30 protein-coding genes and 2 tRNA genes are annotated in these 26,419 nt (G+C 67.2%); 16 read left to right on the forward strand and 16 right to left on the reverse strand.

Annotated features, from left to right (window positions below):
• The first annotated feature begins 42 nt into the window (after positions 1-42).
• The 6 genes from P0Y52_06810 to P0Y52_06835 are packed head-to-tail and all read left to right on the forward strand — an operon-like array spanning position 43 to position 6,243.
• Positions 43-1,062, forward strand: a complete 1,020-nt coding sequence (locus P0Y52_06810) for a cysteine synthase A (protein ID WEK59247.1) — start codon at positions 43-45, stop codon at positions 1,060-1,062.
• Positions 1,062-2,102 carry a sulfate ABC transporter substrate-binding protein gene (locus P0Y52_06815; GenBank protein WEK59248.1) on the forward strand — a complete coding sequence of 347 codons (1,041 nt, stop codon included), beginning with the start codon at positions 1,062-1,064 and terminating at the stop codon, positions 2,100-2,102. Before P0Y52_06810 ends, P0Y52_06815 begins: the two co-directional genes overlap by 1 nt.
• Positions 2,099-2,944, forward strand: a complete 846-nt coding sequence (cysT, locus tag P0Y52_06820; protein ID WEK59249.1) for a sulfate ABC transporter permease subunit CysT — start codon at positions 2,099-2,101, stop codon at positions 2,942-2,944. Before P0Y52_06815 ends, cysT begins: the two co-directional genes overlap by 4 nt.
• Positions 2,945-2,955: 11 nt before the next feature.
• Entirely contained in the window at positions 2,956-3,816 is an 861-nt protein-coding gene (gene cysW, locus P0Y52_06825) for a sulfate ABC transporter permease subunit CysW (GenBank protein WEK59452.1), read from the forward strand.
• A gap of 1 nt (position 3,817) precedes the next feature.
• Positions 3,818-4,846, forward strand: a complete 1,029-nt coding sequence (locus P0Y52_06830; protein WEK59250.1) for a sulfate/molybdate ABC transporter ATP-binding protein — start codon at positions 3,818-3,820, stop codon at positions 4,844-4,846.
• Positions 4,843-6,243 carry an FAD/NAD(P)-binding protein gene (locus P0Y52_06835; protein WEK59251.1) on the forward strand — a complete coding sequence of 467 codons (1,401 nt, stop codon included), beginning with the start codon at positions 4,843-4,845 and terminating at the stop codon, positions 6,241-6,243. Before P0Y52_06830 ends, P0Y52_06835 begins: the two co-directional genes overlap by 4 nt.
• A gap of 70 nt (positions 6,244-6,313) precedes the next feature.
• Here the strand turns inward: P0Y52_06835 and P0Y52_06840 are convergent.
• Positions 6,314-6,387: transfer RNA gene (locus P0Y52_06840), tRNA-Gln, on the reverse strand.
• Positions 6,388-6,599: 212 nt separating this feature from the next.
• On the opposite strand from P0Y52_06840, the gene P0Y52_06845 reads away from it, so the two are divergent.
• The 9 genes from P0Y52_06845 (at position 6,600) to P0Y52_06885 (ending at position 12,688) form a co-directional block, all read left to right on the forward strand.
• Positions 6,600-6,676: transfer RNA gene (locus tag P0Y52_06845), tRNA-Pro, on the forward strand.
• A 75-nt stretch (positions 6,677-6,751) separates the two neighbouring features.
• Positions 6,752-7,300 (forward strand): DUF924 family protein, encoded by a 549-nt coding sequence (locus P0Y52_06850; protein WEK59252.1) that lies wholly within the window; start codon positions 6,752-6,754, stop codon positions 7,298-7,300.
• A gap of 79 nt (positions 7,301-7,379) precedes the next feature.
• Positions 7,380-8,549 carry a hypothetical protein gene (locus P0Y52_06855; GenBank protein WEK59253.1) on the forward strand — a complete coding sequence of 390 codons (1,170 nt, stop codon included), beginning with the start codon at positions 7,380-7,382 and terminating at the stop codon, positions 8,547-8,549.
• Between the two features lie 56 nt (positions 8,550-8,605).
• Entirely contained in the window at positions 8,606-9,565 is a 960-nt protein-coding gene (locus P0Y52_06860) for a CsgG/HfaB family protein (protein WEK59254.1), read from the forward strand.
• 266 nt (positions 9,566-9,831) lie between these two features.
• Complete coding sequence (locus tag P0Y52_06865; protein WEK59255.1) at positions 9,832-10,689, forward strand: thymidylate synthase; 858 nt, start codon at positions 9,832-9,834, stop codon at positions 10,687-10,689.
• 5 nt (positions 10,690-10,694) lie between these two features.
• Positions 10,695-11,009 (forward strand): phosphoribosyl-ATP pyrophosphohydrolase, encoded by a 315-nt coding sequence (locus tag P0Y52_06870; protein WEK59256.1) that lies wholly within the window; start codon positions 10,695-10,697, stop codon positions 11,007-11,009.
• 91 nt (positions 11,010-11,100) lie between these two features.
• Positions 11,101-11,772 carry an aquaporin gene (locus P0Y52_06875; protein ID WEK59257.1) on the forward strand — a complete coding sequence of 224 codons (672 nt, stop codon included), beginning with the start codon at positions 11,101-11,103 and terminating at the stop codon, positions 11,770-11,772.
• Between the two features lie 52 nt (positions 11,773-11,824).
• The gene (locus P0Y52_06880) at positions 11,825-12,352 is read left to right on the forward strand and encodes a dihydrofolate reductase (GenBank protein ID WEK59258.1); all 528 of its coding nucleotides are present in this window, start codon (positions 11,825-11,827) and stop codon (positions 12,350-12,352) included.
• A 15-nt stretch (positions 12,353-12,367) separates the two neighbouring features.
• The gene (locus P0Y52_06885; GenBank protein ID WEK59453.1) at positions 12,368-12,688 is read left to right on the forward strand and encodes a YbjQ family protein; all 321 of its coding nucleotides are present in this window, start codon (positions 12,368-12,370) and stop codon (positions 12,686-12,688) included.
• A 4-nt stretch (positions 12,689-12,692) separates the two neighbouring features.
• Here the strand turns inward: P0Y52_06885 and P0Y52_06890 are convergent, their stop codons facing one another.
• Genes P0Y52_06890 through P0Y52_06945 form a run of 12 tightly spaced genes read right to left on the reverse strand, consistent with a single transcriptional unit; the run spans position 12,693 to position 22,278 of the window.
• Entirely contained in the window at positions 12,693-13,502 is an 810-nt protein-coding gene (locus P0Y52_06890; protein ID WEK59259.1) for a MetQ/NlpA family ABC transporter substrate-binding protein, read from the reverse strand.
• An 18-nt stretch (positions 13,503-13,520) separates the two neighbouring features.
• Positions 13,521-14,177, reverse strand: coding sequence for an ABC transporter permease (locus P0Y52_06895; GenBank protein WEK59260.1), 657 nt, complete (start codon positions 14,175-14,177; stop codon positions 13,521-13,523).
• Positions 14,177-15,166, reverse strand: a complete 990-nt coding sequence (locus P0Y52_06900; protein WEK59261.1) for a methionine ABC transporter ATP-binding protein — start codon at positions 15,164-15,166, stop codon at positions 14,177-14,179. Before P0Y52_06900 ends, P0Y52_06895 begins: the two co-directional genes overlap by 1 nt.
• A gap of 1 nt (position 15,167) precedes the next feature.
• Positions 15,168-15,566 carry an iron-sulfur cluster assembly accessory protein gene (locus P0Y52_06905; protein ID WEK59262.1) on the reverse strand — a complete coding sequence of 133 codons (399 nt, stop codon included), beginning with the start codon at positions 15,564-15,566 and terminating at the stop codon, positions 15,168-15,170.
• A 10-nt stretch (positions 15,567-15,576) separates the two neighbouring features.
• Entirely contained in the window at positions 15,577-15,978 is a 402-nt protein-coding gene (locus P0Y52_06910) for an SUF system Fe-S cluster assembly protein (protein ID WEK59263.1), read from the reverse strand.
• 5 nt (positions 15,979-15,983) lie between these two features.
• Positions 15,984-17,237, reverse strand: a complete 1,254-nt coding sequence (locus tag P0Y52_06915) for a cysteine desulfurase (protein WEK59264.1) — start codon at positions 17,235-17,237, stop codon at positions 15,984-15,986.
• Positions 17,216-18,238, reverse strand: coding sequence for a Fe-S cluster assembly protein SufD (sufD, locus tag P0Y52_06920; GenBank protein ID WEK59265.1), 1,023 nt, complete (start codon positions 18,236-18,238; stop codon positions 17,216-17,218). Before sufD ends, P0Y52_06915 begins: the two co-directional genes overlap by 22 nt.
• Positions 18,235-18,984 (reverse strand): Fe-S cluster assembly ATPase SufC, encoded by a 750-nt coding sequence (gene sufC, locus P0Y52_06925; protein ID WEK59266.1) that lies wholly within the window; start codon positions 18,982-18,984, stop codon positions 18,235-18,237. The genes sufD and sufC overlap by 4 nt, the downstream gene beginning before the upstream one ends.
• Positions 18,984-19,205: a hypothetical protein gene (locus P0Y52_06930; protein WEK59267.1), complete on the reverse strand. Its 222-nt coding sequence runs from the start codon at positions 19,203-19,205 to the stop codon at positions 18,984-18,986. The genes sufC and P0Y52_06930 overlap by 1 nt, the downstream gene beginning before the upstream one ends.
• Positions 19,205-20,671, reverse strand: a complete 1,467-nt coding sequence (gene sufB, locus P0Y52_06935) for a Fe-S cluster assembly protein SufB (protein WEK59268.1) — start codon at positions 20,669-20,671, stop codon at positions 19,205-19,207. Before sufB ends, P0Y52_06930 begins: the two co-directional genes overlap by 1 nt.
• Before the next feature lie 3 nt (positions 20,672-20,674).
• Entirely contained in the window at positions 20,675-21,811 is a 1,137-nt protein-coding gene (locus P0Y52_06940) for a cysteine desulfurase family protein (GenBank protein WEK59269.1), read from the reverse strand.
• Entirely contained in the window at positions 21,808-22,278 is a 471-nt protein-coding gene (locus P0Y52_06945) for an Rrf2 family transcriptional regulator (protein WEK59270.1), read from the reverse strand. The genes P0Y52_06940 and P0Y52_06945 overlap by 4 nt, the downstream gene beginning before the upstream one ends.
• A gap of 161 nt (positions 22,279-22,439) precedes the next feature.
• On the opposite strand from P0Y52_06945, the gene P0Y52_06950 reads away from it, so the two are divergent.
• Positions 22,440-23,090, forward strand: a complete 651-nt coding sequence (locus P0Y52_06950; protein WEK59271.1) for an alpha/beta hydrolase — start codon at positions 22,440-22,442, stop codon at positions 23,088-23,090.
• Between the two features lie 9 nt (positions 23,091-23,099).
• Here P0Y52_06950 and P0Y52_06955 read toward each other — a convergent pair whose 3' ends face one another.
• From P0Y52_06955 to P0Y52_06965, 3 genes are all read right to left on the reverse strand, one after another.
• Positions 23,100-24,077 (reverse strand): TerC family protein, encoded by a 978-nt coding sequence (locus tag P0Y52_06955; protein WEK59272.1) that lies wholly within the window; start codon positions 24,075-24,077, stop codon positions 23,100-23,102.
• Between the two features lie 150 nt (positions 24,078-24,227).
• The gene (locus P0Y52_06960; protein WEK59273.1) at positions 24,228-25,187 is read right to left on the reverse strand and encodes a DMT family transporter; all 960 of its coding nucleotides are present in this window, start codon (positions 25,185-25,187) and stop codon (positions 24,228-24,230) included.
• Positions 25,184-26,326: an anhydro-N-acetylmuramic acid kinase gene (locus P0Y52_06965; GenBank protein WEK59274.1), complete on the reverse strand. Its 1,143-nt coding sequence runs from the start codon at positions 26,324-26,326 to the stop codon at positions 25,184-25,186. The genes P0Y52_06960 and P0Y52_06965 overlap by 4 nt, the downstream gene beginning before the upstream one ends.
• Positions 26,327-26,419: the final 93 nt, after the last annotated feature.

Raw genomic sequence — 26,419 nt, forward strand, 5'->3', positions numbered from 1 at the left:
CATCCCCCGCTCCCATTACAAGACCTGAAGCAGAGACATCCCGTGTCCATCGCCAGCATCGTCAACCTCATCGGCGACACGCCGCTCATCCGCCTGAACCGCCTGTCGGACGCCACCGGCTGCGAGATTCTGGGCAAGGCGGAGTTCCTGAACCCCGGCCAGTCCATCAAGGACCGCGCCGCCCTGTCTATCGTGCAGAAGGCCAAGGCCTCGGGCGCGTTGCGCCCCGGCGGGGTGATCGTCGAGGGCACAGCGGGCAACACCGGCATCGGTCTGGCCCTGGTCGGCGCGGCTCTGGGCCACCGCGTGGTCATCGTCATGCCGCGCACCCAGTCGGAAGAGAAGAAGCTGGCCATCCGCGCCTTGGGCGCCCGGCTGATCGAGGTGGACGCCGCCCCCTTCTCCAGCCCCAACCACTTCGTGCATTACTCCGAAGAAGTGGCGCGAAAGCTGAACCTCAGCGAACCAAACGGCGCCTTCTGGGCCAATCAGTTCGACAACACGGCCAACCGCGCCGCCCACTATGAAGGCACCGCCGCCGAGATCTGGGAACAGACCCAGGGCAAGGTCGACGCCTTCGTCAGCGCCGTCGGCAGCGGCGGCACCCTGGCCGGCGTCGCCGCCTTCCTGCGCGAGCGCAATCCGGCGGTGAAGATCGGCCTGGCGGACCCGGCCGGCGCCTCGCTCCACAACTGGTTCACTCAAGGCCAGATGACCGGTGAAGGTAGTTCGATCACCGAGGGCATCGGCGTGGCCCGCATCACCGGCAATCTGGAAGGCTTCACGCCCGACTTCTCCTATCGGATCGAAGACGCTGAATTCCTGCCCATTCTGTTCGATCTCGTGACCCACGAAGGCCTATCGCTGGGCGGATCGTCGGGCGTCAATCTGGCCGGCGCCGTGCGACTGGCCCGCGACCTCGGACCGGGCAAGACCATCGTCACCGTCCTGTGCGACCCGGGCACGCGCTACGCCTCTCGCCTGTTCAATCCGGAGTTCCTGCGCAGCAAGGGCCTGCCGACTCCCCATTGGGTGACTGAAAACGTCAGGGAACTCGCATAATGACCGGCCTGATCCCCAACCGCCGCGGTCTTCTGATCGGCGCCGCCGCGCTTCCTTTCATCGCCCCGGCCTTCAGCGGCTGCGCCCAGAGCCAGGGGACGCAGGCCGCCCTGCTCAACGTCTCCTATGATCCGACGCGCGAATTCTACCGCGCCTACAATGAGGCCTTCCTCGCCCGCTGGCGTGAAAAAGGCGGCGCGCCCTTCGCCGTCGAACAGTCGCACGGCGGATCGGGCAAGCAGGCCCGCGCCGTCATCGATGGCCTGCCCGGCGACGTGGTCACATTAGCCTTGGCCTCCGACATCGACGAGATCACCGCGCGCGGCCTTATCAAGCCCGACTGGCAGACCCGCCTGCCCGACAACGCCTCGCCCTACACTTCGACCATCGTGTTTCTGGTGCGCAAAGGAAATCCGAAAGGGATCCACGACTGGCCCGACCTGCTGAAGCCCGGCGTCGAGGTCATCACCCCCAATCCCAAGACCTCGGGCGGCGCGCGCTGGAACTATCTGGCGGCCTGGGCCGACGCCCTGCGGCGTCCAGGCGGCGCCGAGCAATCGGCTCAGGCGTTCGTCACCGAACTGTTCCGCCGCGTGCCTGTGCTGGACACCGGCGCGCGCGGATCGACCACCACCTTTGTCCAGCGCGGCATCGGCGACGTCCTGCTGACCTGGGAGAACGAGGCCTTCCTCGCCGCCAAGGAACTGGGGCCGGACAAGGTCGACATCATCGCCCCGCCCTTCTCCATCCTGGCCGAACCGCCGGTGGCCGTGGTCGACAGCGTCGTGGACCGCAAGGGCACGCGCGACCGGGCCGAGGCCTATCTCGCCCAGCTCTATGATGAACCCGCCCAGGTTCTGGCCGCCGAGCACTTCTATCGCCCGCGTAACCCGGCCGTGGCGGCGCGTTTCGCTGACCGCTTCCCCCACCTGACGCTGGCCGACATCTCCGATTTCGGCGGCTGGACCGCCGCCCAGAAGCGCCACTTCGCTGACGGCGGCCTGTTCGATCAGATCTATCAGCCCGGCCGACGACCATGACCCGACAGGCCGGTCGCTCGTTCTGGAAGGCGCCCAGCGCCCTGCCCGGCTTTTCCCTCTCGCTGGGGGTCACCGTCGCCTACCTGTCCTTCTTCGTGCTGATCCCTCTGACGGCCTTGGCGATCAGGCCCTGGGAGCATGGACTGGATGGCGTCGTCGCCGCCGTCACTTCACCGCGCGCCCAGGCCGCCCTCAGGCTCAGCTTCGTCGCCGCCGCCATCGCCGCTGCGGTCAATGCGGTCATGGGCGGCCTGCTGGCCTGGGTGCTGACCCGCTATGAGTTTCCGGGCAAGCGGCTGGCCGACGCCGTCATCGACCTGCCCTTCGCCTTGCCGACGGCGGTGGCCGGCATCGCCCTGACCGCCCTCTACGCCCAGAACGGGCCGATCGGGGGCCTGCTGGCGCCGCTGGGGATCAAGATCGCCTACACCCCCGTCGGCGTGGTCGTGGCCATGATCTTCGTCGGCCTGCCCTTCGTCGTCCGCTCCATCCAGCCCGTGCTTCAGGATCTGGATCAGGAGGTCGAGGCCGCCGCCGAGACCCTAGGCGCCTCGCCGTGGCAGAGCGCCACGCGGGTCATCCTGCCCGCCATCCTGCCCGCCCTGCTGTCCGGCGTCGGTCTGGCCTTCGCGCGCGGGGTCGGGGAATACGGCTCGGTCATCTTCATCGCCGGCAATATGCCGCTGCGCTCCGAAATCGCCCCTCTGCTCATCGTCACCCAGTTGGAGCAGTTCGACTACGCCGGCGCGGCGACCATCGGCATGGCCATGCTGATCCTGTCCTTCCTGATCCTGCTCGGCTTCAACGGCCTGCAAGGCCTGATCGCGAGGCAAGGCGTATGACGGTGGAGGTCATGACCGGCGCGCCCCCGGCGACGCCCTCTCGCTATCGCCGCCGCACGGCCAGTCGTCGGCTGCTCATCGGTCTGGCCCTGCTGTGGCTCACCCTGATCGTGCTGGCGCCTCTGGGCGTCATCCTGGTTGAGGCCCTGAGAAAAGGTCTGGGCGCGGCCATCACCAGCCTGTCCCATCCCGACGTCTGGTCGGCCGCCCGCCTGACCCTGCTGACCACGGCCATCGCCACGCCGCTGAACGCCGTCTTCGGTCTGGCCGCCGCCTGGTGCGTCACCCGGTTCGACTTCGTCGGCAAGACCCTGCTGATGGCCCTGATCGACCTGCCCCTGTCGGTGTCGCCGGTCATTTCCGGCCTGGTCTGGGTCCTGCTGTTCGGCGCCTCGGGCTGGTTCGCGCCCTGGCTCAACGCCACCGGGTTGCAGATCATGTTCACCCCGGTCGCCATCGTCCTGGCCACGATCATCGTCACCCTGCCCTATGTGGCGCGCGAGTTGATCCCCCTGATGCAGCAACAGGGGTCGGACGAGGAACTCGCCGCCCTGACGCTGGGCGCGCGTCCCTCCGCCATCTTCTTCTTCATCACCCTGCCCAACGTGCGCTGGGCCCTGCTGTACGGCGTCCTGCTGGCCAACGCCCGAGCCATGGGCGAGTTTGGCGCCGTATCAGTCGTGTCCGGCCATATTCGCGGCCTGACCAACACCCTGCCGCTGCACGTCGAGATTCTTTACAACGAGTACGACTTCGTCGGCGCCTTCGCGACCGCCGCCCTGCTGGCGGTTCTGGCGCTTGTGACCCTGGTGCTGAAGTCCTTCCTCGAGCACCGCCACGCCGACGACCTCGCCGCGAGGGGGCGGCGCTGACATGACCCTCGACATCCAGTCCATCACCCGCGCCTATGACGGCTCCCCCGCTCTGGACGACGTCAGCCTGACGGTGCGCGACGGCGAGTTCCTGGCTCTGCTTGGCCCTTCCGGTTCCGGCAAGACCACCCTGCTGCGGATCATGGCAGGTCTGGACAGCCCCACCGCCGGGCAGGTCCTGTTCAACGGCGAGGACTTCCTGGCCCTCAGCCCGCGCGAGCGCCGCGTCGGCATGGTGTTCCAGAGCTACGCCCTGTTCCGCCACATGACGGTGGCCGACAACATCGCCTTTGGCCTGAAGGTCCGCCCGCGCGCCACCCGCCCCGGCCGCGCCGAGATCGCCGACCGAGTCCGGGACTTGCTGCGGCTGATCCAGCTGGAGGGTTACGGCGCCCGCTACCCCAGTCAGTTGTCCGGCGGCCAGCGTCAGCGCGTCGCCCTGGCCCGCGCCCTGGCCATCGAACCGCGCCTTCTGCTGCTGGACGAACCCTTCGGCGCCCTCGACGCCCGCGTCCGCCGCGACCTGCGCCGCTGGCTGCGTCAGGTGCATGAGCAGACCGGCGTCACGACCGTCCTCGTCACCCACGATCAGGAGGAGGCGCTGGAACTGGCCGACCGCGTCGCCATCCTGAAACAGGGGCGCATCGAACAGGTCGACACGCCGCAAGGCCTCTACGACCGCCCCGCCTCGGCCTTCGTCCACGACTTCCTCGGCGAAGGGTTGCAGCTTCAGGCCACCGTGGCGCGGGGCGAGGTCGTGTCGAACGACTGGCGCGCGCCGTCCGACGCCCCGACCGGCGACGCCTTCCTCTGCATCCGGCCCGAAGATCTGGAGGCCGGCGATACGGGCCTGGTCGGCATCGTCATGTCCAGCCTGAGGCGCGGCGACCGCGCCCGCGTGGCGGTGTCCCTGCATGGCCGCCGCCTGGAGCTGGAACGTCCTGTCGGCGATCCCCTGACGACCCTGGCGCCCGGCGAAGCGGTCCGGCTGCATCCCCGCCGCTTCCATGTTCTGGCGAAAAGCGCATGAGCGGCCCGACGGTCGCGGTCGTCGGTGCGGGGTTCAGCGGCCTGCTGACCACGCTGAACCTGCTGCGCCTGTCGCCCGACCTCTCGGTGCAGTTGATCGAACGGCGCGGCGTCTTCGGCCTCGGTCCCGCCTATGCGACCGGCAACCCCAAGCACCTGCTCAACGTCCGCCTGTCGAACATGAGCGCCTTTCCCGACCGGCCGCATCATCTGACTGACTGGATGGCCGAGCAGCCCGCCTGGTTCGCCCGCGACGACTTCATTACGCGCGGCGACTATGGCCGCTATCTGGCCCATCTACTCGACGACGCCCTGCGCCCCGACCGCGACGGCCAACGCCTGAGCCTGATCCGAGGCGAGGTCAGCGCCATCCGCCCGGACGACGGCCGCTGGAAGATCATGCTGGACGGCCGCAGCTCGACGTTCGCCGACGCCGTGGTCCTGGCCCAGGGCAACCTCAGTCCAGCCGCACCCCCCGGTCTGGACCCCGACCTGATCGGCTCCCAACGCTATCTCAGCGATCCGTGGAGCGCCCTGGACGCCCTGCCTGCCGACGCCGACGACATCCTGCTGATCGGGACGGGTCTGACCATGGTGGACACCGCCATCGCCCTGCGCCGGCCCGGCCGCCGCTTCACCGCCGCCTCGCGCCACGGTCTGCTGCCGCGCAGTCACGCCTCGACGCCTATGCCCTCGCCTCGTCGCCTGTATCTCGGCAGTCCCGCTGCGGTCTTCAGACAGGCTCGGCAGGCGGGCCTGAAAGACGACTGGCGCGTCGTCGTCGACGACGTGCGCCATTCCGCCCGTGACCTCTGGGCGGCCTGGTCCCTGCCCGAACGCAGCCGCTTCCTGCGGCATCTCCGGGCCTTATGGGACAATCATCGCCACCGCCTCGCCCCCGGCGTCGCGCGCGAGGTGACGGCCATGCTGGCGTCCGAGGAACTGCAGGTGACGGCTGCCCGGATCAGCGCCCTTACGTCCGGCGAGAGCGAGGTCGAGGTGATTCTGCACGGTCGCGGCGATCTGCAGCCCCGCGCCCATCGCTTCGATGCGGTGATCAACTGTAGCGGGCCGAGCGGCGACATCGTTCACAGCACCGATCCCCTGCTGAAAAACCTGCTGAAACAGGGGCTGGCCGCCCCCGCCGCCTTGGGTCTCGGTCTCGCGGTCGACGCCAAAGGGCGGCTGATCGACGGGCGGCTGGCGACCCACAGCCGCCTTTTCGCCATCGGTCCCCTGACCCGCAGCCTGTTCTGGGAAGCCACCGCCGTCCCCGACCTGCGCGAGGACGCCGTGAGCATCGCCCGCGCGGTGGTTAAAACCTTGCAACGGAATCAGGAATACAGACCGCCCACGCAGCCCGACGCCCCACACCCGAACCTTGCTGAGTATCGCTGAGAAATAAAAAAGCCGCCCAAGATCATTGAGCGGCTACATCTCTGGATGATGTTTACAACCATCGGGTGGTTGGCTGGGGAACTAGGACTCGAACCTAGAATGACGGTACCAAAAACCGTAGTGTTACCATTACACCATTCCCCAGCAGGACCAGTGCGCCCCGCAGTTCGTCGCTGCGAGGAGCGGTGAAATACGCCAAGCTTTTCGGGGATGCAACACTGAAAACAAAAGAATTTTCATCGAGCAGCGACTTTTTTAAAAGCCGCAAAATCCCCGCTTGCGAGGTCCGGAACGGGTGGCTATAAGCCCCCTCCTCGACGCAACAACGGCCTCTGGCCCGCGCCGGGAAGAAATGTCGGAGTGTGGCTCAGTCTGGTAGAGCACTGCGTTCGGGACGCAGGGGTCGGAGGTTCGAATCCTCTCACTCCGACCATTTTTCCTTACATCGTCAGATGATTTTCCCCTCGCGGGGCCGTGCTTTCGCGTCGGTGCACGCTAAGCTGGCGGCATGAGCCCCCTGCCTGACCCCGCCGACATCGTCGCCTTCTGGATCAAAGCCGGACCTGATAAGTGGTTCGCCAAGGACGCCGCCTTCGATACGGCCTTCATCGAAGGATTCCAGGAAGCGCATTTCGCCGCCGCCCGCCGCGACCTCGATCATTGGGCCGCCACGCCCGAGGGCGCGCTGGCCCTGATCCTTCTGCTGGATCAACTGCCGCGCAACGCCTTCCGCGACACCGCGCACATGTTCGCCACCGACTCACTGGCGCTGATGTTCGCCAAGGCGGCGATTGCACGCGGGCACGACCGCCATGTGGCCGCCGACCTGCGCCCCTTCATCCTCATGCCCCTGATGCATTCCGAATCCCTGGCGGACCAGGAAAGACTTCTGACCCTGCTGAACCCGGAAGAAGCGCCGGACACCTTCAAATTCGCCGTCATCCATCGCGACATCATCGCCCGCTTCGGGCGATACCCTCATCGCAACGCCTCCCTGGGTCGAGAAACAACCGAGGATGAGGCGATCTTCCTGAAATCAGGCGGCTTTGCGGGCTGAACGCCACGGCTCGCGGTTGCTTTTTCGATATGGCAAAGCTAGAGAAATGAGGCTTTTTCAACAACCATAAGCCATAATCATGACCCATTTTGCACGCGGTCTGACTGCCGCCGCCTTGACCCTCCTGCTGACATCCCCGGCCGAAGCGCAGATCTTTGGTCGCCGCAGCAACGAGTCGGCGGCGACGGTCATCAACGAAACGCCGCGTTGCACTCAGAACCTCGGCACGGTGACGATCGCCGACACCCAAGGGGCCTTGTTCAATCAACTGGGCCTCGGCGCGCCGTCTGAACTGCTGCGCTATCTGGTCCGCGAATCCGGCTGCTTCACATTGATCGAACGCGGGCCGGGCATGGACGTGGTCGAGCGCGAACGCGGCCTGGGCGCCGCCGGGCGCATCCGCACCGCAGATTTCGTCCTGGTCGCCGAGTTGGCCAATCCGATCGAAGCGGACAGCGGCGACAGCCGTCGGGGCCTGCTTGGCTCCCTGGCCTCCAGTGGGGGGCGCATACTGCTGCAAGCCGGCGTCGCCGCGGTCACGGGGGGCGAAGGCGCCGAAATGGGCGCAGGCATGTCCCAGATGCTCTCTGCGGGCGCCAACGCGGCCGGCAATCAGTTGGACCAGGCGCTGAGCAATCGCACCGTCAACGCCATCAAGGACCTCAAGAAGGACCTCGCCAAGGGCAAGGAGGGCGCTCAGGTCGTCTTCTCCCTGTCCAGCGTGCCCCTGGCGGAAACCGTGGGCTACACTCGCGCGCTGGCGAACAAGGACGACTGGCGCCGCCTGCGCATCCGCGACAATCAATTCGGCGGCCGCGTCGGCGCCGGCTATGAGACCGAGGATGAGGGCAAGACCGTCGCCCTGGCCTTCGTTCGCGGCTACGCCGACCTCGTGACCAGCCTGGGCGGCACGGGCTCGACGGTGCCGGAAGTCACCCTTGCCAACCGTGAAGCCCTCCGCGCCCAGGCCAGCGCAGAAGCCGCCCAGGCCGCGCGTCGCCCTGAACCCGCCCGGCCGGGACGCGGGCGTCAGGAACAGCGCGGCGCCCCGCAACCTGCCGCGACCAGCTACACCCTCGCCAGAGCGTCCATCCTGCGCAGCGCGCCGGGCGGCGACGTCGTTCGCCCGATGGCCGCCGAGGACACCGTCTTCCCGACCGGCAACACAGACGGAGACTGGATCGAAGTTCTGGACGCCGACGACAACGTCGGGTGGCTGCAGCGCGATCGCCTGACGACCGAAGACTGAACATCGCCCGCCGCTCATGTCAGGGCGGCGGCGCTTGAACCCTACAGGAGTTTACCTTGAACAAGCCTATGATGGCCCGCGGCCTCGCCCCCGCCCTGGCCGTGCTGATGGCCGCCTCTGCCCTGCCGACCGCCTCGGAAGCTCAGGCGCGCCGCAGCAACGCCCAGCAGACCCAGGACGCGCAAATGGCCCAGATCCCGCGCTGCGCCCGCAGCCTGGGCACCCTCACCCTGGCCGACGGTCAGTCCGACTACTGGCGCGAGCTGCAGCTTTCGCCGCCGCAAACCCTGCTGCGCGTCGTGATCCAGCGTTCGGGCTGCTTCACCCTGGTGGACCGCGGCACAGGCATGAGCGTCGCCCAGCGCGAGCGTGAACTGGCCTCGGGCGGCAACCTGCAGCGTGGCTCCAACGTCGGCGGCGGTCAGGTGCGGGCGGCGGACTTTGTCCTCGTCGGCGAAATCGCCAGCCAGAACGCCAACTCGGGCGGCAGCGCCCTGGCCGGCCTGGCCGGCGCCGCCATCGGCGGCCGCGCCGGCGCCATCGTCGGCGGTCTGCGCACGCGCCGGATGGAGGCCAATACGGTCCTGTCCCTGACCAATGTCCGCACCTCGGAAACGGCGGCCGTGGCCGAAGGCTACGCCTCCAAGAGCGACATGAGCTGGGGCCTGGGCGCCGGCGGCTTCGGCGCGGGCGCGCTCGGCGGCGGCAGCTACGAGAACACCGAGATCGGCCGCATCGTGTCGCAGGCCTTCATCCAGGCCTATGCCGACATGGTCATGCAGATGGGCGGCCTCGACGGCGGCTCGCCGGCCCATGAAGCGCCGGTCCAGAGCTATACGGTGCAGCAAGCCTCGACGCTGCGCTCGCGGCCGAATGGCGGCTCGGTCGTGCGCGCCCTGCCCACGGGCCTGCGCCTCTATCCGACCGGCAACCGCGAGGGCCCCTGGTGGGAGGTCCTTGACGACAACGACAACCTCGGATGGGTCCAGAACGAACGCCTGGCTCCGGGTCGCTGATCCTGGCCGAACCGACTAAATGGAAGAGCGCCCGCTGACCTCATCGGCGGGCGCTTTTCTGTTGCCCTCTCGTAACCGCTCATCCCGGCGGACGCCGGGATCCAGTCCTTTGGCTGCATCCAAGGTCATTTCGGTTCGGTGTGCAGTGGCTCTTACTGGATCCCGGCGTCCGCCGGGATGAGCGGGGATAAGGAACCCGACTTTTCTGTGAGCAAGCGAATCAGACGTCTGCCCAGCGACACGAATCAGCGGCATCCTCCCTTCCCATGACCGCCGCACTCGCCCTCGCCGATCTGGAAACGCTCAGCGGGGCGGCCCCGGCCGATCACCCCGAGTGGCAGTATCTCAACCTGCTGCGCGACATCCTCGACAACGGCGTGCGCCGCGACGACCGCACTGGCACCGGAACTCTCGGCGTCTTCGGGCGGCAGATCCGTTTTGACCTGTCGAAGGGCTTTCCCCTTCTGACCACCAAGAAGCTGCACACGCGCTCGATCTTCATCGAGCTGCTGTGGTTCCTGCGCGGCGAGACCAATATCGGCTGGCTCAAGGACAACGGCGTCGGCATCTGGGACGAATGGGCCGACGCCAACGGCGACCTCGGCCCCGTCTATGGCAAGCAATGGCGCTCCTGGGCCGCCCCGAACGGCCAGAGCATCGACCAGATCGAAAAGCTGGTCCACGGCCTGAAGACCAATCCCAACAGCCGCCGCCACATCGTCAGCGCCTGGAACCCGGCTGACGTCGACGACATGGCCCTGCCGCCCTGCCACTGCCTGTTCCAGTTCTTCGTCGCCGACGGCAAACTGAGCTGCCAGCTGTATCAGCGCAGCGCCGACGTCTTCCTCGGCGTGCCGTTCAACATCGCCTCCTACGCCCTGCTGACCCTGATGCTGGCTCAGGTGCTGGGGCTGGAGCCCGGCGACTTCGTCCACACCTTCGGCGACGCCCACCTGTATCTGAACCATCTGGAGCAGGCCGAGCTGCAACTTAGCCGCCAACCCCTGCCCTTGCCGACCCTGACCGTCGCGCCCAAGTCGGACCTGTTCGCCTATGAGCTGTCGGACTTCGTCCTCAGCGACTACGCCCCCTGGCCGCACATCAAGGCCGCCGTCGCGGTCTGACCCCCATGAAGATCGCTGACCTCAAGGCGGACGTCCTCCGCATCTCCGACATCTATGCACGCGAGCATTCCATCGACCGCGACCGTGACTGGGCCCTGCTCAAGCTGCAGGAGGAACTCGGCGAGTTGACCAAGGAACACCTCAACCTCACCGGACGCGCCCGCGGCGCGCCCGACGCCTCTGCCCTCGGCGACGAGGCCGCCGACGTGCTGGGGATGCTGCTGATCTACTGCGACCACGCAGGCATCGACATCGAAGCCGCCATGCAGCGTAAATGGCTGAAGTGGCTGGCGCCGGAAGCGCTCAAGACCGAAGCGTAAACTCCCGTAACATCGTATGGTGAACGCCTGAGACTCGGCGCACCCTCCCCTGATCCGCGTCGCTGCGGGCGCATGAAACGGGAGGGTTGTCATGTTGAAGAAGTTTGCGGCCGAACTGGTCGGGACGATGGTTCTGGTGCTGTTCGGGTGCGGCGCCGCCGTGCTGGGCGGGTTCGACCATGTGGGACAGTTGGGCATCGCCCTGGCCTTCGGCTTCGCCATCATCGCCATGGCCTATGGCATCGGGCCGGTGTCGGGTTGCCACGTCAATCCGGCGGTCAGCCTGGGCGTCTTCGTCGCCGGGCGGATGAGCGCCAGGGACATGGTCATCTACTGGATCGCCCAGTTCATCGGCGCCGTCGTCGGCGCGGCCATCCTCGGCCTGATCGCCAAGACTGGTTTCGCCAATCTGGGTCAGAACGGCTTCGACGCCGGATCGCCCGGCGGATACGGCCTGCACGCGGCCCTGATCTTCGAGATCGTCGCCACAGCCATCTTCATCATCGCCATTCTGGGCGTGACGGGGGCCAAGGGGCATGGCGCCTTCGCCGGCGTCGCCATCGGCATCACCCTGGCGGTCATCCACATCGTCGGCATCCAGGTGACGGGCGTGTCGGTCAATCCGGCTCGCAGCTTCGGCCCAGCCTTGCTGGCTGGCGGCCAGGCCCTGAGCCAGGTCTGGGTCTTCTTCGTCGCCCCTGCCGTCGGCGCGGTGATCGGCGCGCTCTTCTTCCGCTTGAAACTGCTCGAGCCAGAGGCCTAAGTCCGGATAAGGGGGCGGTGTTCAGCCGCCCCCGTCTTTCGGAGCCTGTCCAGTGTCCATTCCCAAGATCGCCCTCGTCGTCGCCCGCGCCAGAAACGGCGTCATCGGACGCGACGGCGACCTGCCGTGGCGGCTGCGCTCCGACCTGCAACGTTTCAAGGCCATCACCGTCGGCAAGCCCTGCATCATGGGCCGCAAGACCTGGGAAAGCCTGCCGCTCAAACCCCTTCCCGGCCGCCTGAACATCGTCCTGACCAAGGACGGCTCCTATGAGTCTGAAGGCATGTCCAAGGGCGCGCTGGTCTGCTCCAATCTGGGCGAGGCCCTGTCCATCGCCCGTGAAACCGCCGAGGAAGACGGCGTGGACGAGGTCTGCATCATCGGCGGCACCGCCCTGTTCGAGATGGCCCTGCCCCGCGCCCAGCGCCTCTACATCACCGAGGTCGACGCCGAGCCGGAAGGCGACGCCCGTTTCCCTGCCTTTGACGAGAGCGCCTTCGTCGAGACGGCGTCCGAGCCCCATCCGGCGGGCGAGAAGGACGACCACGCCTTCACCTTCCGCACCCTGGACCGCCGCTAGATCGGAGACATGACCATGCTCGTCGCCACCACCAATGACCTGCCCGGCCACCGCATCGTACGCCATATCGGCATGGTGCGCGGCGTCACCGTGCGCTCTCGCAACGTCATCTCCGACGCCATCGGCGGTGTGCAGTCGATGATCGGCGGGCGCGTAGGCGCCTATGTGAAGCTGGCCGAGGCCGCGCGTCAGGAAGCCTATGACGAACTGGTCGCCCATGCGCGCGACATGGGCGCCAACGCCATCCTGGCCATGCGCTACGACGCCAACGAGATCATGCCCGGCGTGACCGAGGTCCTGGCCTATGGCACGGCCGTGGTGGTCGAACCGGCCTGACGGATCAGGCGGCGGGGATCACCGCCCCGTCGTACTTCCTGGCGATGAAGTCCTTGACCGCCTGACTGCGCAGCGCCGTAGCCAGGGCTTGAACGCGCGGGTCGTTCTGGTTGTCCGGGCGCGCCACCAGATAGTTGACGTAGGGGCTGTCGGCGCCTTCCAGCGACAGGGCGTCCGTCTTCGGCTTCAGCCCGGCGTCCAGCGCATAGTTGGTGTTGATCACCGCCGCATCGACCTGGGGCAGGATGCGCGGAATGGTGGCGGCCTCGACCTCCTGGAACTTCAGGCCCTTGGGGTTGGTCGCGATGTCGCGCACCGTCTGCAGCGGATTGGCCGGGTCGCGCAGGGTGATCAGGCCGGCGCTTTGCAGCAGCAGCAGCGAACGCCCGGTGTTCGAGGCGTCGTTCGGCAGCACCACCTGCGCCCCGTTCGGGATCGCCGCCAGCGTCGTGTGCTTCCTGGAATAGAGGCCCAGCGGCTCAACATGAACCCCAGCGACCACCACCAGATCGGCGCCGCGCGCGGCATTGAACTCGTCCAGATAGGGCTTGGTCTGGAAGTAGTTCACATCCAGCCGTTTTTCAGACAGTTGCACGTTCGGTTGAACGTAGTCGTTGAAGACCTTGATCTCGATCGGCACGCCCTCGGCGGCCAGGATCGGTTTCACGACCTCCAGGATCTCGGCGTGCGGCACGGCGGTGGCGCCGACCAGAAGCGGCGCGCCTTCAGCGCCGGCCTTCTTGCCCGCGCCCTGGCCGCAGGCGGCGAGCGTCAGGACAGCGACGGCGGACAGCAGCAGCGAACGGCGGATCATGGGCGGGCTCTCAGGAAATCAGCGGTGCGAGACCTTAGCGACCAGACGGTCGCCGATCATCTGCAGAATTTGTACGAGGATCAGCAGCAGAACTACGGTCACGACCATGACATCGGTCTGGAAGCGCTGATAGCCAAAGCGCACGGCCAGGTCGCCCAGACCCCCCGCGCCGACCACGCCCGCCATGGCGGTGTAGCTGACCAAGGCGATGGCTGTGACCGTGACTCCGGCGATGATGCCCGGCATGGCCTCGGGCAGCAGGGCCCGTGTGACGATCTGGAAGGTCGAGCCGCCCATGGCCTGGGTCGCCTCGACCACGCCCTTGTCCACTTCGCGCAGCGCCGTCTCGACCAGTCGCGCATAAAAGGGCGCGGCCCCCACGACCAGAGGCGGAATGGCGCCAGCCACCCCCAGCGAGGTGCCGACCAGCAGCACCGTCACCGGCAGCATGACGATCAGCAGGATGATGAAGGGCACCGATCGCAGCACGTTGACGATCAGCGACAGCCCGGCGTTCAGCACAGGATTCGAGGCCAACCGCCCCTTGCCCGACAGATAGAGCAGCACGCCCAGCGGCACGCCCAGAATGACGGTCAGCACCAGCGACCCGCCCAGCATCAACAGGGTGTCGATGGTGGCGCGGCCGATCTCGGCCCAATCAACGTTGTCGAACATCAGACCGCCTCTACCGTCACGCCGCGCGCGGTCAGTTGCGCCACGGCCGCCTCGGCGTCGCCGCCGGTGAAGGCCACGACCAACTGGCCATAGGGCTCGCCCCGGATACGGCTGATCCGCCCCGACAGGATGGAATAGTCCACGCCCACCGTCCGCGCCACGCGGCTCAGCTCGGGCTCATAGGTCGAGCCGCCGCGGAAGGTCAGCCTGGCCATCCGCGCGCCGGCGGGCACGACTGAGGCGTCGAACGCCTCTTCGCCCTCGGCCAGCATGGCGCGGGTCACGGCGTGCTGCGGATGCAGGAAGACGTCGGCCGTCGCGCCCTGCTCCACGATCCGACCGTCCTTCAGCACCGCCACGCGGTCACAGACGCGGCGCACCACCTCCATCTGGTGGGTGATCAGGACGATGGTCAGGCCCAGGTCGCGGTTCAGACCGTCCAGCAGGGTCAGGATGTCCTCGGTCGTCTCTGGGTCCAATGCGCTGGTCGCCTCGTCGCACAGCAGGACGCTGGGACCGCAGGCCAGGGCGCGGGCGATGCCGACGCGCTGCTTCTGACCGCCCGACAGCTGGGCCGGATGCTTCTTGGCGTGTTCCGCCAGACCCAGCTGATCCAGCAACTGCGCCGTGCGCGCCTTCACCTCGGCCTCGGGCCGCCCCTCCAGCCGCAGGGGAAAGGCGACATTGTCCTCGATGGTCTTGGCGTTCAGCAGGTTGAAATGCTGGAAGATCATGCCGATCCGCCGCCGGGCGGCGCGCAACTCGGCGGGCTTCAACGCCGTGATTTCCTGATCGTCGACGAAGATGCGGCCCGCGTCGGGCGTCTCCAGCCGGTTGATAGCGCGGATCAGGGTCGACTTGCCCGCGCCGGAACGCCCGACCACGCCGAACACCTCGCCGCGCCCGATGGTCAGGTCAACGGCGTCCAGCGCAGTGCGCTCGCCCGCCGCGCTGCGATAGCGCCGGGTCACACCCTCCAGTCGGATCATTCTAGTCGGCGTCCAGGGCGGCGGCGGGGATGATGGTCACGCTCTCGCCGCAGCCGCAGGCGTCGGTCTCGTTCGGATTGCGGAACACGAACTTGGACGCCAGCTTGGTCGTCTCATAGTCGATCTCCGAGCCGATCAGGAACAGCACGGCCTTGGGCTCGATCAGGATGGTGACGCCCTTGTCCTCGACCACCTCGTCCAGCGGCTCGATCTGTTCGGCATAGGCGAAGGTGTATTCCTGCCCGGCGCAGCCGCCGTTCTTCACCCCGACGCGCAAGCCGACGTAGTCCTTCTCCGCGTTGGACATGATCTCGCGCACGCGCGCGGCGGCGGCGTCGGTCAGGGTCACGGCCTTGGGACGGGGGCGGCGCGGTCGGGCGGCGGTCTGAAGCTCGGTCATCGCTGCGTCCTCAGAACATGTTCAGGGCCAGCTTGGCCTCGTCGCTCATCTTGGAGGAGTCCCACGGCGGGTCGAACACCAGATTGGCCCGCGCCGACTTCACGCCCGGCACCTTCTTGACCGCCTCCTCGACCCAGCCCGGCATTTCGCCAGCCACGGGACAGCCCGGCGCCGTCAGCGTCATCTCGACCAGAACGTCGCGGTCGTCGGACACATCGACCTTGTAGATCAGGCCCAGCTCATAGATGTCGACCGGAATTTCCGGGTCGTACACCGTCTTCAGCGCCTCGATCAGGTCGTCGGTCAGCTTGTCCAGCTCAGCCTGCGACAGGGCGCTCTTTTGCGGCTCGTCCCAGCTGGCGGCGAAGGCGTCGCTGTCGCTGATGGCGGTTTCGGTCTTGGCGTCGTCCATACTCATCACACGAAGAAGTTTCGCGCCTTGATCAGCGCATCCACGAAGGCGTCTGTATCCTCCACGGTGTTATATAGGGCGAAGGAGGCGCGCGTGCTCGAGGTCACGCCCAGTCTTTTCGCCAGCGGTTCGGCGCAGTGCAGACCGGCCCGCACGGCGACGCCGTAGCGGTCCATGATCTGGGCCACGTCATGGGCGTGAGCGCCCTCGACCGAGAAGGTCAGCAGCGCACCCTTGCCCTCGGCCTCGCCCAGAACCCGCAGCCATCCGGCGTCGGCCAGCCGGGCGCGGGCGTGGTCATAGAGGGCCATTTCGTGCGCGGCCACCGCCTGACGGTCGAAGCCGGACAGCCATTCCAGCGCCGCGCCCAGACCAATGGCCTCCAGGATCGGCGGCGTGCCGGCCTCGAAGCGATGCGGCGGCGGCGCGTAGGTAATCCGGTCCTTCTCGACCGTCTCAATCATCTCTCCCCCGCCCTGATAGGGCGGCAGGCTCTCCAGAGCCTCGGTCGTGCCATAGAGGGCGCCGACGCCGGTCGGGCCATAGAGCTTGTGGCCGGTGATCACATACCAGTCGCAGCCGACAGCCTGAACGTCCGGCGTGGCGTGAACCGCGCCCTGACAGCCGTCGACCAGCACCCGCGCGCCAGCCGCATGGGCCAGACGGGTGATCTCGGTGATCGGGTTGATGGTGCCCAGGACGTTGGACATATGCGTCACGGCGACGACCTTGGTCCTCGGCCCCAGCAGTTCGGCATAGGCCGCAATGTCCAGCGAACCGTCGTCCTTGATCGGCGCCCATTTCAGCACCGCGCCCTTGCGTTCGCGCAGCAGGTGCCAGGGCACGATGTTGGAGTGGTGCTCCATCTCGCTGACGATGATCTCGTCGCCCGGTTCGATGCTCAGGCCGATCCCGTTGGCGACCAGATTGATCGCCTCGGTCCCGCCCTTGGTCCAGACGATGTTCTCACCCGACGGCGCGTTCAGGAAGCGGGCGACGATCTCGCGCGCCGCCTCGAACGCCTCGGTCGCCTCGTTCGACAAGGTGTGCAGGCCCCGGTGGACGTTGGCGTAACTGCCCTCCATCGACGCCACCAGGGCGTCGATCACCGCGCGCGGCTTCTGCGCCGAGGCGGCGTTGTCTAGATAGACCAGCGGCTTGCCGTTCACCTGTCGCGACAGGATCGGGAACTGCGCCCGCGCGGCGTAGGGGTCGAAGGTCTTCACAGGCACATCTTTCAGAGTCTGGCCGTCAGCCATGCGCGAACAACCTCCTTGGCCGCCTCGTCCTCGATGCGGTCGATGACCTCGAACAGGAAGGCCTGGACCAGCAGGGCGCGGGCCTCGTCGGCTGGGATGCCGCGCTGCTGCATGTAGAAGAGCGCGCTTTCGTCCAGCGTCCCGACCGTATTGCCGTGGGCGCACTGCACGTCGTCGGCATAGATGATCAGCTCCGGCTTGGCGTCGATCTCGCCGCGTTCACTGGCGATCAGGGCGTTGTGGGCCATGCGGGCGTCGGTGCCGTCGGCCCCGCGCTCGACGATGATCTTGCCCTGAAACACGCCGCGCGCCGTGTCGTGAACGACGCCCTTGGTCAGTTGGCTGGTCGTGCCGTCGGCGGCGCGGTGATCGACCACGGTCGTCAGGTCCGCATGGCGCGAACCCTTGAGCAGATAGAGGCCGTCCAGACGCGCATCGGCGCCCTCGGCCCCGTGGCTCAGTTGCGTCTCTATACGTTGCAGCTTGGCGCCGGTCGTGATGATGGTCTGGCGATAGCGACCGCCAGCCTCCAGCCGCACCTCGGCGTTGATCACCGAGATGGCGTCCTCGGGCTCCTCGATCAGGACGATCCGCGTGACCTCGGCGTCGCGGGCGACATCGATCTCGATCTTGTTGTGAGCGACATAGGCCGAGCCCTTGCCCTCGTGCGTCTCCAGCAGCAGCAGGCGCGCGCCGGGGCGAGCGACGATCCGCGCCGCCGCCGTGTGGCCGGTGCCGACCGCGTCGGAAATGAAGCGCAGACGCAGGGTCTGCACGCCCGAGGCGATGAAGTCGGTGACGCCGACCGGGCGCCCGTTGGCGAAGACGATCGCCTCGCCGCCCAGGTCGTAAAACGGCCCCGGCGCGCCGACCAGCGCCGTGCCCGACGGTTCCGGCGCTTCGCGAAGCCAGCGCTTCAGGTCGCTGTATTTCCACGCTTCCGTGCGCCGAGAGGGAAAGGTCTCGGGATTGGTCAGGTCGATCTGCGGCGCCGCGCTCATGCTGCGGTCGGCAGGAACTTGTCGTACCCTTCCGCCTCCAGCTCCAGCGCCAGTTCAGGCCCGCCCGAGGCGACGATGCGGCCAGCGGCCAGCACGTGCACCTTGTCCGGTTTGATATAGTCCAGCAGGCGCTGATAGTGGGTGATGACCAGCATGGAGCGGTCGGCGCGACGCAGGGCGTTCACCCCCTCTGACACGATGCGCAGGGCGTCGATGTCGAGGCCGGAGTCCGTCTCGTCCAGGATCAGCAGCGACGGTTCCAGCAGGGCCATCTGCAGGATCTCCATCCGCTTCTTCTCACCGCCGGAGAAGCCGACGTTCAGCGGTCGCTTCAGCATGTCGAAGTCCATCTTCAGCGCCTGCGACGCCGCCTTGACCTGCTTCAGGAAGGCCGGGGCCGAGACCTCCTCCTCGCCGCGCGCGCGCTTCTGGGCGTTCAGCGCCGTGCGGATGAAGGTCATGGCCGGCACGCCGGGAATCTCCATCGGATACTGGAAGGACAGGAAGACGCCCGCCGCGGCGCGCTCGGCGGGGTCCAGGTCCAGCAGGTCCTGACCGTTCCACGAGGCGGACCCGTCCGTGACCTCATAGCCGGGACGACCCGACAGGCTGTAGCCCAGCGTCGACTTGCCGGCCCCGTTCGGCCCCATGACGGCATGGACTTCGCCCGCCGGCACTTCGAGCGTCAGGCCCTTGAGGATCGGCTTGTCAGCGACCGAGACATGGAGGTTGTTGATCGAGAGCATCAGGCTTTTTCAGTTCGAGAAATGATCACCGCATTGAGCGGGAAGGAAGCAATCATAAAGGCGATGAAGATCGCCGCCGAAATCCAGATGTTGATCCAGGCAAAAACCAACATCCCCGCAAGGCCGAGAACCGCGATGGCGGCCGTCGCCAACCAAATGCGATAGCCGGTCGGGTGTATTGGCTGCCATCCGTACCAGCGGCGCCGGAACCAAGGCTCCATCACCCCACGCTCCCCTCAAGGCTGATCGCCACCAGCTTCTGCGCCTCTACGGCGAACTCCATCGGCAGCTTCTGCATCACGTCGCGGACGAAGCCGTTGACCAGCAGGGCCACGGCCTCCTCCTCTGACAGGCCACGCTGCTGGGCGTAGAAGAGCTGGTCTTCCGACAGGCGGGTCGTCGTCGCCTCGTGCTCCAGCTGGGCCGAGCCGTTGCGGGCCTCGATATAGGGGATGGTGTGCGAGCCGCACTCCTTGCCGATCAGCAGGCTGTCGCACTGGGTGAAGTTGCGCACGCCCGTCGCCTTGGGATGCACCGAGACCAGGCCGCGATAGGTCGAATCCGACTTCCCCGCCGACACCGCCTTGGCGATGATCCGCGACTTCGAATTCTTGCCCAGATGGATCATCTTGGTGCCGGTGTCGGCCTGCTGATGCCCATTGGTGATGGCGATTGAGTAGAACTCGCCCGAGCTTTCCTCGCCCTTCAGGATGCAGGACGGGTACTTCCAGGTGACGGCCGAGCCGGTCTCGACCTGGGTCCAGCTGACCTTTGAGCGGTCGCCGCGGCAGTCCGCGCGCTTGGTGACGAAGTTGTAGATGCCGCCCTTGCCCTCGGCGTCGCCAGGATACCAGTTCTGCACCGTCGAGTATTTCACCTCGGCGTCGTCCAGGGCCACGATCTCAACGACCGCGGCGTGCAGCTGGTTCTCGTCGCGCATCGGCGCGGTGCAGCCTTCCAGATAGGAGACGTAAGAGCCCTTGTCGGCGATGATCAGGGTGCGCTCGAACTGGCCGGTCTGGCTGGCGTTGATGCGGAAATAGGTCGATAGCTCCATGGGGCATTTCACGCCCGGCGGGATATAAACGAAGGACCCGTCGGAAAAGACCGCGCTGTTCAGCGCCGCGAAATAGTTGTCCGACACCGGCACGACCGATCCCAGATATTGCCGCACCAGATCAGGATATTCGCGCAAGGCCTCGGAAATCGGCATGAAAATCACGCCGACCTTGGCCAGTTCCTCCTTGAAGGTGGTCACGACCGAGACGCTGTCGAACACGGCGTCCACGGCCACCTTGGGGGCGCCCTGCACACCCGCCAGGACCTCCTGCTCCTTCAGCGGGATGCCCAGCTTCTTGTAGATCTCCAGAATCTCGGGATCGACCTCGTCCAGCGACTTCGGCCCTTCCTTCTGCTTCGGCGCGGCGTAGTAGAAGAGCGACTGATAGTCCACCGGCTCATACTTCACCGCCGCCCAGGTCGGCTCCTCCATCGCCAGCCAGCGCTCATAGGCGGCCAGACGCCATTCCAGCATCCATTCCGGCTCGCCCTTCTTCTCGGAGATGAAGCGGACGATGTCGGCGTTCAGGCCGCGCGGCGCATATTCCGTTTCGATGTCCGAGGTGAAGCCATGCTCATACTTCTCGAGCGCGGCGACAGCTTCGACAGTTTCCTTAACAGCAGCCATGACTTACGCGACTTCCTTCACGCGCTCAGACAGGCGCGCTTGATGCTTGTTCCAGGCCGTGACCCAGGACTCGGCGAACCGGTCCCAGTCGCCTTGCGTGGTGCCCCAGCCGCCCGAGACGCGCACGCCCCCGGTCGCCAGATGATGCAGGCCCATGGCGCTGATCGCCTTGGACGGCTTGACCTTGCCCGACGAACAGGCCGAGCCGGCCGAGACCATGACCCCGACCAGATCGAGCGTGATCAACTGCTGCGGGCTGTCCCAGCCCTCGACGGCCATGAACAGGGTGTTGGGCAGACGTTCGACGGCCCCGCCAATGATGGTCGCGCCCGCCGCCTTGACCCTGGCCTCGGCCGCGTCGCGCCAGACGACGTGCGCCATGGCCGCGTCCAGATCGCGCGCGGCGCAATCCGCCGCCAGGCCAAAGCCAGTGATCCCCGGCACGTTCTCGGTCCCGGCGCGCAGGCCGCGCTCCTGACCCGCGCCGTGCAGGATACGCACGGCGGCCACGCCTTCCTTGAGCACCAGAGCGCCCACGCCCTGCGGCCCGCCCAGCTTGTGCCCCGACAGGGTCAGGCTGTCCGCGTCCAGCGCCCGCATATCGACCGGCGCCTTGCCCGCCGACTGGATGGCGTCGACGTGCAGCCAGCCGCCCGCAGCACGGACCAGAGCCCCCGCCTCGGCGATGGGCTGGATCACGCCGCTTTCATTGTTGGCATGATGGATGGCGACCACGGCCCGGCCCGGACGCGCCAGCGCCTCGGCCAGCCAGGCCAGGTCGACCACGCCGTTGCCATCGACCGGCAGCACCTCGACCGGCGCGCCGGACGCCGTCGCCGCCTCAGCCACGCAAGGGTGCTCGGTCGCGCCGACGATCAGCCGCTCGCAGCCTGCAGCCAGGGCGCTGACGATGGCCTGAGCATTGGATTCCGTGCCGCCGGACGTAAAGACCACGGCGGTCGGGTCAGCCCCGACGAGTTCCGCCACCTGGGCCCGCGCCGTCTCGACCCGCGCCCGCGCCCGACGCCCGGCGGCGTGGACCGCCGAGGGATTGCCATTGTCAGCCAGGGCCTTGGCCATGATCTCCTGAACCTCAGGACGCACCAGACCCGAGGCGTTGTAATCGAGGTAGACGCTCACGCCGCCGCCTCCATGCTCGCGGCCGCCGGGGCCGCCCCCAGCCGCGCCTGACCGGTGCGGTTCTGGATCACGTCTTCCAGACTGACGCTGGCGAGATAGCGGTGGATCTCCTGCCCCAGATCTTCCCAGAGGTGGTGGGTGATGCAGCGTTCGCCCTTGATCATGCAGCCCTTGGGCGATCCGGCGCCGACGCAGCGCGTGGCGCGGATCGGTTCATCGACGGCCAGAACGATCTCGGCCACGGCGGTCTCGCAGGCCTCCCGCGCCAGCCGATAGCCGCCGCCGGGACCGCGCACGCTCTTGACCAGACCGCTTTTACGCAGCCGCGCAAACAGCTGTTCCAGATAGCTGAGGGAGATTTCCTGACGTGTCGCGATCTCGGCCAGCGACACCGCCCGGTCCGCGCCATTGCGCGCCAGATCGGCCATCGCCATCACGGCGTATCGTCCCTTTGTCGACAGGCGCATGGAATGCCCTCAAAAATTTCACGCTTTTCGGGGCTCATGTGTTAGAACCCGCGCCCTCGCAGACAAGTGCGCCACGCTGGCTCGACTTAGAAAGTCCTACCGCGTTGGTCAAGTATTGTCCGCCCGCGAAACGACAGTTGAAGACAGGATTCCGCTGATCCATGCCTGAAGTCATTCTTCCCGGCGCCTCGGGCCGCATCGAAGGCCGCTATTCGCCCGGCAAGCGCCCGAACGCGCCGATCGCCCTGATCCTGCATCCGCACCCCAAGGCGGGCGGGCACATGAACAACCCGGTGGCTGTGACCCTGCACCAGCTGTTCGTCCAGCGTGGCTTCGCCACCCTGCGCTACAACTCGCGCGGCGTCGGCAAGTCCCAGGGCGAGTTCGACAGCGGCATCGGTGAACTGGCCGACGCGGCCACCGCTTTGGACTGGTTGCAGGCCAACAACCCCGCCGCCACCCAGACCTGGGTCGCCGGTTATCAGTTTGGCGCCTATATCGGCATGCAACTGCTGATGCGCCGCCCTGAGACGGACGGCTTCATCTCGGTGTCGCCGCCCTCGAACATGTACGACTTCAGCTTCCTGGCCCCCTGCCCGGCGTCTGGCCTCTTCCTGCACGGCACCGCCGACACCGTGGTGCCGCCGGTCGAGGTCGAGCGCGTGGTCAACAAGCTGCGCACGCAGAAAGGCATCGTCATCGACTACGAACTGGAAGAAGGCGCGAGCCACTTCTGGCAGGACCATATCGGTGCGGTCGAGCGTCGCGTCGGCGCCTATCTGGACAAGCGTCTGGAAGAAAAACCAGCCTGATCGATGGCCTTATGTGTCGGCCCGGGTTTCGGCCCGGGTCTTCCATACCGACCACAGAATACCTGCGGCCAGGATGGCGGCCGTCACGCAGAGCGAGATCGCCGGCGGAAACTTCTCCAGCCCCATCAGCGGCGCGGCGATGACCTTCCCCCCGATAAAGACCAGCAGGATCGCCAGCGCCTGCTTCAGATAGGCGAAGCGGTGGATTACCGCCGCCAGCGCGAAATAGAGCGCCCTCAAACCCAGAATGGCGAAGATATTGGACGTGTAGACGATGTAGGGGTCCGTCGTGATGGCGAAGATCGCCGGCACCGAGTCCACCGCGAAGATCACGTCGGCGAACTCGATCGTCACCAGGGCCAGAAACAGCGGCGTGGCGTGCCAGACCATCCGCCCGACCGCATTGCTTTCGCGGACGAAGAACCGGGCGCCGTGCAGTTCGTCTGTCACAGGCATACGCCGCCTCAGCCATCTGACCACGCCCTGGCCTGTCTCGGCCTCCTCCTTGGGGCTGGTGGCGATCATCCGGCCGCCGGTAAAGATCAGGAAGACGGCAAAGACATAGAGCGCCCACTCATAGCGGCTGACCAGGGCCGAGCCCGCTGCGATCATCACCGCCCTCAGGACAATGACGCCCAGCACGCCCCAGAACAGGACACGGTGCTGGTGCAGGCGCGGAATGCCGAAGGCGCTGAAAATCATGGCGATCACGAAGACATTGTCCATCGCCAGGCTTTTTTCGATGGCGAAGCCTGTCAGGTAGTCCAGCCCGCTGTCCGCCCCCAGCCGCACCCAGACCCAGACCCCGAACAGCAGGGCGACCCCGATATAGAAGGCCGACAGCAGCAGGCTTTCGCGCACGCCGATCTCGTGCGCCTTGCGGTGCAGGACGCCCAGGTCGAACACCAGCAGGGCGACCACGACCACCAGAAAGCCGGCCCACATCCACGCGGGCTTGCCCATCCATTCGACCGCCAAGAATTCCATCGACGCCTCTGACCGCTCACGCCGCCGACGCCCGAACGGGCAGTCGGCGCGGTCCGACATCACGACCTGAAAGCCAGTCGCCAGAGGGGCCCGGTCCGCTGAGCCTGAAACGCCGAAAGGACCAGGTTGTTCAGCCCTGCGTCAAACCGCCTAGTGATCGCCTTCCGCCGCCGCGACCGCCGCCGGGCGGTGCGCCCGCACGCACCAGACGACGCTGACGACCATCAGGATCATGGCCACGATCTCGATCAGCGTCGGGCCGCGACCTTCCCACAGAAAGCCGTAGAGGAAGGCGAACAGGGTTTCCGACACGATCATCTGCCCCAGCATGGTCAGGGGCAGCAGGCGGCTGGCCTGGTTCCAGAAGGCGTTGCCGATGATGGACGCGAAGATCGCCACGCCGAGGCTGACACCCATGAACCGCAACCAGACCTCGCCCGACCAGACCCCCATGGTCAGCACCGCCGGCGCGGCCAGCACCAGGGCGAACCCGCCCGTCACCACGCCGGTCAGCAGCGACCAGTCATGCGGCGAAACCTCAGGCAGCCGGCCCATCCAACGGCTGTTGCCGACCGCAAAGGCCGACCACGACAGCAGGGCCGCCAGCGCGCAGACCAAACCGATCAGGGTCTGAACCCCGTCGTGACCCACGCCCCCGCCCCGGCTCAGCGATTCCCAGCCGATCAGGCCGACCGCCAGGGCCGCCGCCGCAATGGGCGGCGCCACGCGCGTCAGCGGCGGGGAATCCTTGTCCTTCAGCCCCCACAGGGCGACCACGACCGGCACCATGCCGACGATCAGGGCCGAGGCCCCAACCCCCGCGAAATGGACGCCGACCACCAGAAAGACGAAATAGACGATATTTCCGGCCAGGCTCAGCCAGGCCAGCGCCCGCCACGCCTTGAAATCCAGCGCCGCCGTCACCCGCCGCCAGCGCGGCGCGATCAGCAGGGCGGCGATCAGACCATAGGCGAGATAGCGCCCCGCCGTCAGCATCATGGGCGAGGCCTCGGGCGCCAGCTTGGGCGCCAGAAACACCAGACCCCACAGTGCGCCGGCCGCCGCCCCGCTGGCGACGCCCCAGAGACGCTGCGTCGCGGCCGTGGTCACTGTTCGCCGGGCTCCACGATACGGCCGCCGGTCATCGGCTCGGGCACGCCCGTCGTGCCGGGATAGCTGATCGGCAGGCCCAGCAGGCAGCGTGCGGCCAGGAAGGCGAAGGCCTCGGCTTCGATGGAATCGCCGCGCCAGCCCTCGTCCTCGGCGGTTGTCACCGGCACGCCCGCGCGCTCGCGGATCGCCGCCAGCAGGACCGGATTGTGCCGCCCGCCGCCGCAGGCCACGACCTTGGCCGGCTTCTCGGAACAGCGCGCCACGCCCAGGGCCACAGCCTCGGCGGCAAAGGCCGTCAGCGTCGCCGCCGCGTCTTCCAGCGACAGGGCCGCCACCGGGTCCAGCGAGAAATCGAAACGGTCCAGCGATTTCGGCCCGGTCGCGGCGAAATAGGGATGCGCCAGATAGCCGGCCAAAACCGCCTGATCGACGGTCCCCGCCGCCGCCAGTCTGCCGCCCTCGTCCATGCGCTTCTTGCCGCGCGACTGGACCAGCAGGTCGACCATGCCGTTGGCCGGGCCTGTGTCGAAGGCTTCCAGCCCGCCGTCGGCGCGGATCAGGGTGATGTTGCCGACCCCGCCCAGGTTCAGCACGGCGACCGGCCCGCTCAGGCCCGACTTCTTCACCAGCGCCGCGTGATAGACGGGGGCCAGCGGCGCCCCCTGCCCGCCCGCCGCCACGTCCGCGCTGCGGAAGTCATAGGCGGTGCGCACGCCCAGCCCCTCGGCCACGCTCAGGGCGTCGATCAGCTGCACCGTCCGGCCCGGCAGCTCCGGCGTCGGCGCCTCGTGCAGCACCGTCTGGCCATGCACCCCGACCAGATCCAGCCCGCTGGCCTTGACCCCGTTGACCGCCATGAAGCTGAGCGCCGCCGCCAGATGGGCGTCCGCGACCGCCATGCGGGCGTCCTCGAAGCTGTCGGGTTCTTCCTCGTCGCGCTCCCAGTCCAGGGCGTCCTCGATGGCGTCCTCGACGATGGCGCGCGTCTCGGCGTCCAGCTTCATCTCGCCGGCCGGGCCGAAGCTGATGATATTTTCGCCGTCGGTTTCGATCACCGCCATGTCCACGGCGTCGAGCGAGGTGCCGGTCATGAAACCGAGCACGCGGAGGGTCTTTGTCGAGGAGGAGGTCGTCATGGCGGGTTGACTGCCACGTCGCGCACGCCGTAGCTAGCGCCCATGATCGCCGCCCGCGCCATTTCCGGCCTCTATTACCGTTCGCTGAGCTAG

Source organism: Candidatus Brevundimonas phytovorans, assembly GCA_029203145.1.
Classification (GTDB): domain Bacteria; phylum Pseudomonadota; class Alphaproteobacteria; order Caulobacterales; family Caulobacteraceae; genus Brevundimonas; species Brevundimonas phytovorans.

Bases quoted from the DNA above. Each gene is read 5' to 3' on its own strand.
- P0Y52_06815 (WEK59248.1), top strand. From the start codon at position 1,062: ATGACCGGCCTGATCCCCAACCGCCGCGGTCTTCTGATCGGCGCCGCC.
- cysT (WEK59249.1), top strand. From the start codon at position 2,099: ATGACCCGACAGGCCGGTCGCTCGTTCTGGAAGGCGCCCAGCGCCCTG.
- cysW (WEK59452.1), top strand. From the start codon at position 2,956: ATGACCGGCGCGCCCCCGGCGACGCCCTCTCGCTATCGCCGCCGCACG.
- P0Y52_06830 (WEK59250.1), top strand. From the start codon at position 3,818: ATGACCCTCGACATCCAGTCCATCACCCGCGCCTATGACGGCTCCCCC.
- P0Y52_06835 (WEK59251.1), top strand. From the start codon at position 4,843: ATGAGCGGCCCGACGGTCGCGGTCGTCGGTGCGGGGTTCAGCGGCCTG.
- P0Y52_06850 (WEK59252.1), top strand. From the start codon at position 6,752: ATGAGCCCCCTGCCTGACCCCGCCGACATCGTCGCCTTCTGGATCAAA.
- P0Y52_06855 (WEK59253.1), top strand. From the start codon at position 7,380: ATGACCCATTTTGCACGCGGTCTGACTGCCGCCGCCTTGACCCTCCTG.
- P0Y52_06865 (WEK59255.1), top strand. From the start codon at position 9,832: ATGACCGCCGCACTCGCCCTCGCCGATCTGGAAACGCTCAGCGGGGCG.
- P0Y52_06870 (WEK59256.1), top strand. From the start codon at position 10,695: ATGAAGATCGCTGACCTCAAGGCGGACGTCCTCCGCATCTCCGACATC.
- P0Y52_06875 (WEK59257.1), top strand. From the start codon at position 11,101: ATGTTGAAGAAGTTTGCGGCCGAACTGGTCGGGACGATGGTTCTGGTG.
- P0Y52_06885 (WEK59453.1), top strand. From the start codon at position 12,368: ATGCTCGTCGCCACCACCAATGACCTGCCCGGCCACCGCATCGTACGC.
- P0Y52_06890 (WEK59259.1), bottom strand. From the start codon at position 13,502: ATGATCCGCCGTTCGCTGCTGCTGTCCGCCGTCGCTGTCCTGACGCTC.
- P0Y52_06895 (WEK59260.1), bottom strand. From the start codon at position 14,177: ATGTTCGACAACGTTGATTGGGCCGAGATCGGCCGCGCCACCATCGAC.
- P0Y52_06900 (WEK59261.1), bottom strand. From the start codon at position 15,166: ATGATCCGACTGGAGGGTGTGACCCGGCGCTATCGCAGCGCGGCGGGC.
- P0Y52_06905 (WEK59262.1), bottom strand. From the start codon at position 15,566: ATGACCGAGCTTCAGACCGCCGCCCGACCGCGCCGCCCCCGTCCCAAG.
- P0Y52_06910 (WEK59263.1), bottom strand. From the start codon at position 15,978: ATGGACGACGCCAAGACCGAAACCGCCATCAGCGACAGCGACGCCTTC.
- P0Y52_06915 (WEK59264.1), bottom strand. From the start codon at position 17,237: ATGGCTGACGGCCAGACTCTGAAAGATGTGCCTGTGAAGACCTTCGAC.
- sufD (WEK59265.1), bottom strand. From the start codon at position 18,238: ATGAGCGCGGCGCCGCAGATCGACCTGACCAATCCCGAGACCTTTCCC.
- sufC (WEK59266.1), bottom strand. From the start codon at position 18,984: ATGCTCTCGATCAACAACCTCCATGTCTCGGTCGCTGACAAGCCGATC.
- P0Y52_06930 (WEK59267.1), bottom strand. From the start codon at position 19,205: ATGGAGCCTTGGTTCCGGCGCCGCTGGTACGGATGGCAGCCAATACAC.
- sufB (WEK59268.1), bottom strand. From the start codon at position 20,671: ATGGCTGCTGTTAAGGAAACTGTCGAAGCTGTCGCCGCGCTCGAGAAG.
- P0Y52_06945 (WEK59270.1), bottom strand. From the start codon at position 22,278: ATGCGCCTGTCGACAAAGGGACGATACGCCGTGATGGCGATGGCCGAT.
- P0Y52_06950 (WEK59271.1), top strand. From the start codon at position 22,440: ATGCCTGAAGTCATTCTTCCCGGCGCCTCGGGCCGCATCGAAGGCCGC.
- P0Y52_06955 (WEK59272.1), bottom strand. From the start codon at position 24,077: ATGGAATTCTTGGCGGTCGAATGGATGGGCAAGCCCGCGTGGATGTGG.
- P0Y52_06965 (WEK59274.1), bottom strand. From the start codon at position 26,326: ATGACGACCTCCTCCTCGACAAAGACCCTCCGCGTGCTCGGTTTCATG.